Consider the following 5956-nt stretch of genomic DNA (forward strand, 5'->3'; position numbering starts at 1 on the left):
GTGAAGACCCGGCTGGCGATCGCGCCGATCTCGACCAGCCGACGCTGCGCGGGTCGCTCGTCGACGTCGATCTTCAGCTGTGCGCCGGCGAGGTCGGCGCCGGCCGCCGTCGTCGCGTCCCGGGACAGCAGCTCGCGCAGGTTGGAACTGCCGACCCGACGCACCTGGTCGGCGACCTTGGCACCCATCTGCGCATACAGGACATCGTTGGAGCCCTCGAAGATCTGGAACGGGCGCGAGTCGACGACCGCTCTGCCGGCGACGTGGTCGAGGGCGTATCCCTTGGCGCCGACCAGCTGCAGCAGCGACTGCGCCGATTCTTGGAGGTAGTCCGAGGCCACCGTCTTGATCGAACTGGCGGCCTGTCCTGCCCGTGACAGGTCGGTCGACAGTCCCGCGTTCTCCGAGCTCCACAGGCTGAGGGCGCTGGCGCAGGCCCACTGGCCCTGAAGCCGGGCGATGCGCGCCCGGACCTGGTCGTAGTCCAGCAGCCTCCGGCCGGAGACCACGCGCTCGGTGCAGTGCTCGACCGCCTCGTCGACCATCCGGTGGATGAAGCCGACCGCGTTGCCGGCGAAGCTGGACCGCGACCGGTGCAGCAGGTCCATCATCAGCCGCAAGCCACCCCGGTCGCCCTCGAGGCGGTGGGAGAGGGGCACCCGCACGTCGACCTCGTTCCGACCGTATGGGATCCCGTAGAGCCCGAGGGACGGGTACTTCTCCACGAGCTTGATCTGCTGGTCAGGGTCGTCCTGCTCGCAGACGAACAGGTCGATGCCGTTGCCCAGATCGCCACCCTCCTTGCCGGGGCGGGCCATGACCAGCCAGTAGTCGGCCCAGCCGGACAGGCCGGCCCAGTGCTTGGTCCCCACCACCCGGTACTGCTCACCTTCGCGCCGCCAGGCGGTCCTCATCGACAGCGCGTCAGTCCCGTGGCCGGGCTCGGTGATCATCAGGCCGCCCAGGCTGCCGCCGGAGGCCAGGCGCGGCAGGACTCGCCGCGCGACCTCGGGGTTGGCGTACTTCGCGACGGGCTGGGCGAAGAGTCCTCCGCTGATGCCCATGGTCAGGCCGAGCGCGAGCGAGTGGTAGGCGGCGGTCTCCATCACCGCCTGGCTGGGTGCCAAGCTGTCACCGAACCCGCCGAAGCGGGTCGGCAGGAACGCCCGCATGGGTTCCGCCTCGAGCACGTCACGCATGACGAACGGCGGCAGCCCCCGCTCCTGCCCGATCACGTCGAGATCGGCCCGATGCCCGAAGGTGCGCGTCAGGACGGCGCTGAAGCGCTCGACCAGCCGTCCCGCGTCGTCGGCCCCCGCTGCGTCATCTCCCGTGGGATCCGGACGTATGCCCGCGCTCGGCGCCGTGGACGTGTCCGTCCTGCGGCGCTGCATCTGTACCACCATGTGTGGGTCTCTCCTGTCGTCGTCAAGCCCCCTAGGCTCACCTAACCTACGGTTACGTTACCGTAAGTTAGCTGAGGATGCGCAGTCCAGACCGCTGACCTACAGAGACAGGGGAGGGGCGGCATACCGGGTGCTCGTGGACCCGCGCCCCAATCTGCCAAGCCCACGCACGGGAGGTGTACCACGACCCCACGTCAAGCAGCGTCAAGGCAGCGCGATCTATCCACGGGAGTTCATAATGAAGCGCACCTGCTGACCCGGTCTTAGCTGCCCGCAGCGGTCCACATCCTGGTCGTCGACGTAGGCGATGACCGGATAGCCGCCGGTCACTGGGTGGTCAGCCAGGAACAGCACCGGCAGTCCGGAGGGCGGCACCTGGATTGCGCCGCGCAACATCCCCTCGCTGGTCAGTTCGCCGTCCTGCAGCCTGGGCAGGGGCTCACCGGAGAGTCGCACGCCGACGCGGTTGGATTGGCTATCGACCGTATAGGCCTGTGAGGTGAAGAGCGCCCAAGTGTGAACACTGAACCAGTCCCGCCGCGGTCCGAACCCCACCTGCAACGCCATCAGCTCGTTGGTCGGCTCCGAGACCGGGGCCACGTCCACGCCGGGCGTCGGCCGCGAAGTGGTGCCGACTGACACCGAGTCGCCAGCGGACAGGACCTTCGGTCCGAGCCCGGAGAGTATGTCGGTCGACCGGCTGCCGAGGACGGGCTCCACATCGATACCGCCCCGGACCGCGAGGTAGGTGCGCAGGCCAGCGATCGGCAAGCCCAGACGGAGCCGTTCACCAGCGGCCAGCCGAAACGGTGCCAGGTGCGGCGCGCCGGGGCAGCGCGCGCCCGCGGTCGCGATCACCACGTCGCCGTCCGCTTCCAGCATGAGGCCACCCAGGGTCACCTCGAGGGTGGCAAACGTCGGGTGGTTTCCGACCAGGGCGTTGGCGAGCCGGTGCGCGCCCCGGTCACAGGCTCCGGACCGCCCGATGCCCAACGCGCTCATTCCCCGACGGCCGAAATCCTGCACCGTGGTCAGGGCCCCGGACTCGTGCACGGTCAACGTCGTCATGAGGACTCCACGAAGCTCACCCGGGCGCCCGGCACGAGCAGGGCAGCCGGGTCGCGGTCCAGGTCGAAGACGTCCACCAGGGAGTGCCCGATCAGCTGCCAGCCGCCGGGCGACTCCCGCGGATAGACGCCGGTGAACGCACCGGCAAGGGCGAGGGAGCGTGCCGGGACCTTGGTCCTCGGGCTCGACCTGCGCGGCACGTCCCAGGCGAAGCGGGCCCCGGTCAGATAGCCGAAGCCGGGGGCGAACCCGCAGAAGGCCACCGTCCACTCCTCCTCTCGGTGCCGGCGCACCAGCTCATCACAGGAACACCCCAGCAGGTCAGCCGCATCCGCGAGGTCGGTGCCGTCATACTGCACCGGGATCTCGACGGGGGTTCCGGCGTGCGCCAGGTGCTCGACCGGCGCCACGGCCTCCAGCCGGCAGGCCAGGGAACGCAGATCGGTGCCGCGGTCGCCGACCACCAGGATCGTGCGTCCGGCAGGCACCAGGTCCAGGACCGGCAGGTCCTGCTGCTGCAGCGCTGCATACTGCCCCAGCACCTCGTCCAGGGAGTCGAACTCGAGTAGCAGCCCCGTCGTCCCACTGGGCAGGATCCGCATCGTTGACTCGCCTCACTCTGCCCGCGCGAATGGCGTGAGCTCGATGCCGGCTCCCTCCAGCGCGGCGCGGACCGCCCGGGCGATCCCGAGCGCGCCGGGGGTGTCTCCATGCACGCAGATCGAGTCCGGTCGCAGGACCAACGGGTCGCCATTGATGTCGGCGATCGGCTCACCGGTGGCCATCGCGAGGCACCGTTGCGCAATCTGGGCCGCATCGTGGAGCACCGCCCCAGCCTCGGTGCGCGGGACCAGGGTGCCAACGGGTGTGTAGGCGCGGTCGGCGAAGGCCTCCCGCACGGTCCGCAAGCCCTGGGCGTCCGCAAGGCGCAGGACAGCGGAGTCCGGCAGGCCCATCAGCACCAGCGAAGGGTCGTATGCCGCGACCGCCGCGACCACGGCCGCCGCCTGGGCCTCGTGGTGCACGATCGCGTTGTAGAGACCCCCGTGGGGTTTGACGTAGGAGACCGTGCCGCCGGCCAGCCGGGCCAGGCCCGCGAGCGCGCCGATCTGATACATCACTTCGGCCTGCAGGGTGGCCGGCTCCATGTCGATGAAACGGCGCCCGAACCCAGCCATGTCGCGATAGGCAACGTGCGCGCCGATGGCCACCCCGTTGCTGACCGCCTGGGCGGTGACGTGCCGCATGATCGAGGCGTCGCCTGCGTGGAAGCCGCAGGCGATGTTGGCGCTGGTCACGACGGCCAGCAGCGCATCGTCCTCGCCGAGGGTCCCGGGGCCATGCTTGTCGGAGTGACTGCCATCAGGCTCGTCGGGCTGATCCTCGCGGTAGCCCTCGCCGAGGTCGGAGTTGAGATCTACGGGCATGGTGGCCTCTTCATCCGGTGATGTCGATGGCGGCGTGCGGTCAGCGCGCCTCGTAGGCGCCGATCTCCTCAAGCTTCGGGCCGTAACTGCTTGCCGGGTCGTGATGAAGGTCCAGCCACACATCGATCAGAGCCTTCGCCGCGATGGGAGCGATCACGTTCTGCCCCATGCACAGGATCTGGGCGTCGTAGTTCTCGACGGAACCGCGGATCGTCACGAGGTCGTGAGCAGTCGCGGCACGCATGCCCTTGACCTTGTTCGCCGCGATCGCGGTGCCGATGCCCGTCCCGCAGATGAGGATCCCCCGGTCAGCCTTGCCGTCGAGGATGGCCTGCGCCGCCTGGATGGAGACGTCCGGGTAGGTGATGTCTGCCGTCGACAGGTCGACAACCTCGCTGACCCGATCGTCCGACTCGAGTTGGGCTTTCAACTCGTCCTTCAGCGCGGCTCCGTTGCCTGGCGCACCGATCACGATCCGCATGTCTGGTCCTCCTCGTTGGTGGGTGAATCTTCGACATACCTGCGTGCTGCTGTCGACGGTCGTGTCGCCGATCAGGAGTCAGCGATCTGCTTTTCGAGGTCAAGTGCGCGCGGAAAGAGGATGTTGTTCTCCTTGTGGATGTGCTCGTGCAGATCGAGCTCCATCTCCTGCAGGCCGGTCATCATCATGCGGTAGGAGTTGCACCCGTCTTCCGGCACGGCATACCCGCCGGTGAGGCTGCGGATCTCCTTGAAGAGTCGGCCGACCTCATCATGCTCGGCGCGCAGTTGCTCGATCGTGGGGGCGAACGATCCGGACGTGGGCGACGCCTGCGTCTTCTCGAGTTTGCTGATCGCGGGGAAGAGCACTCGTTCCTCGGTGGTCATATGCGGGTCCAGCGCCGTCACCGCCTCGGTGAACGTCGTGTGCACTTGAGCGAGCTCGGGATGCCGGTCGCCGTGGACGGTGTGGACCTTCTCGACGAGGGCCTGCAGGCGCGGCATCTCCTCCCACATGTAGGCGTGGTGGGTGTCGACGATGTCGTGAGCGAGGGTCGCGTTCTCCCGAGACCCCTGGCCTTCTTGGGCGGGGGGCGGGTCAGGGATGCTCAGCGCGTCCGTGACCTCAGTGAGGTTGAGACCGGCCTCGATCGTCGCGTCGGCGAGCGAGCGGTGACCGTTGCAGCAATAGTCGATCCCCAACTTCTCGAGGACCCGGCTGCGGCGGGGATCCTCGGTAACGAGATCACCCAGGCTGGCACTGATGTCTACGGTCATACCTCCGATGCTACGTCTCAGTGTCAATGCCCCATAGACGGTCCCGCCAGTCGTCTGTGAATACCCTGGGGGGTATGATGAATCAATAGTTGACCGCATGGGGCGCCGCCCGAGGAGCCCCCAACCAGAGATGAGGAGCACCGCGATGGAACACGCGATCACTGTCACAACCGACCTTTCCTTCGACGCCGCACTGCAGGCCACCCGGGAGCGCCTGGCAGACGAGGGTTTCGGCATACTGTCCGAGATCGACCTCGCAGCCACGCTAAAGGCCAAGATCGGAGCCGACATGCCGCCCCAGGTCATCCTGGGCGCGTGCCGACCGCCGTTGGCCTACGCTGCCGTGCTGGCCGAGCCGTCCATCGGGGTCTTCCTGCCCTGCAACGTCGTCGTCCGGGTGGACGATGCTGGCCGCACCGTGGTCGAGGCGATGAACCCCGACTTCATGACCCAGATCGCCTCGGGTGAGACGCTGGCCGAGGTCGCTAAGGACGCCAAGGAGCGCATCACGCGCGCCCTCGACGCCATCGCTGCCGCTTCCGTCTGAGGGCAGCTCGGTTCACTAGCCATCAACGACTGCCCGCGACCGGTCGACGGCCCGTGCCCACTGCTCGCGAAGCTCAACCCCCGTGTCCTCAGCGGACGACGTCCACCCCCGGTCTTCCCCCCTGCCGAGCTCCAGTTGATACTCGCCCACGGTTCCGGCATCGACTGACCACCCAGGGTGTGCGTGCACCAGTAGTCCTCCACCCACGCCACAGATGTGTCTTCGTGCATGTGGGCTGTTGATACCCTCCC

Annotated in this window: 7 protein-coding genes; 1 reads left to right on the forward strand and 6 read right to left on the reverse strand. The window is 68.0% G+C overall.

Going from position 1 to position 5956, the window contains the following annotated elements; all coding sequences use genetic code 11:
* From Q4P07_RS04070 to ric, 6 genes are all read right to left on the reverse strand, one after another.
* A partial coding sequence (locus tag Q4P07_RS04070) for an acyl-CoA dehydrogenase family protein (protein WP_303373619.1) occupies positions 1–1394 on the reverse strand: 1394 nt, incomplete at its 3' end.
* A 231-nt stretch (positions 1395–1625) separates the two neighbouring features.
* Positions 1626–2474 (reverse strand): biotin-dependent carboxyltransferase family protein, encoded by an 849-nt coding sequence (locus tag Q4P07_RS04075; RefSeq protein WP_303373620.1) that lies wholly within the window; start codon positions 2472–2474, stop codon positions 1626–1628.
* Complete coding sequence (locus tag Q4P07_RS04080; RefSeq protein WP_303373621.1) at positions 2471–3076, reverse strand: allophanate hydrolase subunit 1; 606 nt, start codon at positions 3074–3076, stop codon at positions 2471–2473. The genes Q4P07_RS04075 and Q4P07_RS04080 overlap by 4 nt, the downstream gene beginning before the upstream one ends.
* A gap of 12 nt (positions 3077–3088) precedes the next feature.
* The gene (locus tag Q4P07_RS04085; RefSeq protein ID WP_303373622.1) at positions 3089–3901 is read right to left on the reverse strand and encodes a LamB/YcsF family protein; all 813 of its coding nucleotides are present in this window, start codon (positions 3899–3901) and stop codon (positions 3089–3091) included.
* A 40-nt stretch (positions 3902–3941) separates the two neighbouring features.
* Positions 3942–4382, reverse strand: a complete 441-nt coding sequence (locus Q4P07_RS04090; protein ID WP_303373623.1) for an RpiB/LacA/LacB family sugar-phosphate isomerase — start codon at positions 4380–4382, stop codon at positions 3942–3944.
* Between the two features lie 71 nt (positions 4383–4453).
* Positions 4454–5158: an iron-sulfur cluster repair di-iron protein gene (gene ric, locus Q4P07_RS04095; protein ID WP_303373624.1), complete on the reverse strand. Its 705-nt coding sequence runs from the start codon at positions 5156–5158 to the stop codon at positions 4454–4456.
* Positions 5159–5288: 130 nt separating this feature from the next.
* On the opposite strand from ric, the gene Q4P07_RS04100 reads away from it, so the two are divergent.
* The gene (locus tag Q4P07_RS04100; RefSeq protein ID WP_303373625.1) at positions 5289–5705 is read left to right on the forward strand and encodes a DUF302 domain-containing protein; all 417 of its coding nucleotides are present in this window, start codon (positions 5289–5291) and stop codon (positions 5703–5705) included.
* The last annotated feature ends 251 nt before the right edge of the window (positions 5706–5956 follow it).

Origin of the sequence: Ornithinimicrobium sp., from assembly GCF_030537745.1 — a bacterium.
Classification (GTDB): domain Bacteria; phylum Actinomycetota; class Actinomycetes; order Actinomycetales; family Dermatophilaceae; genus Ornithinicoccus.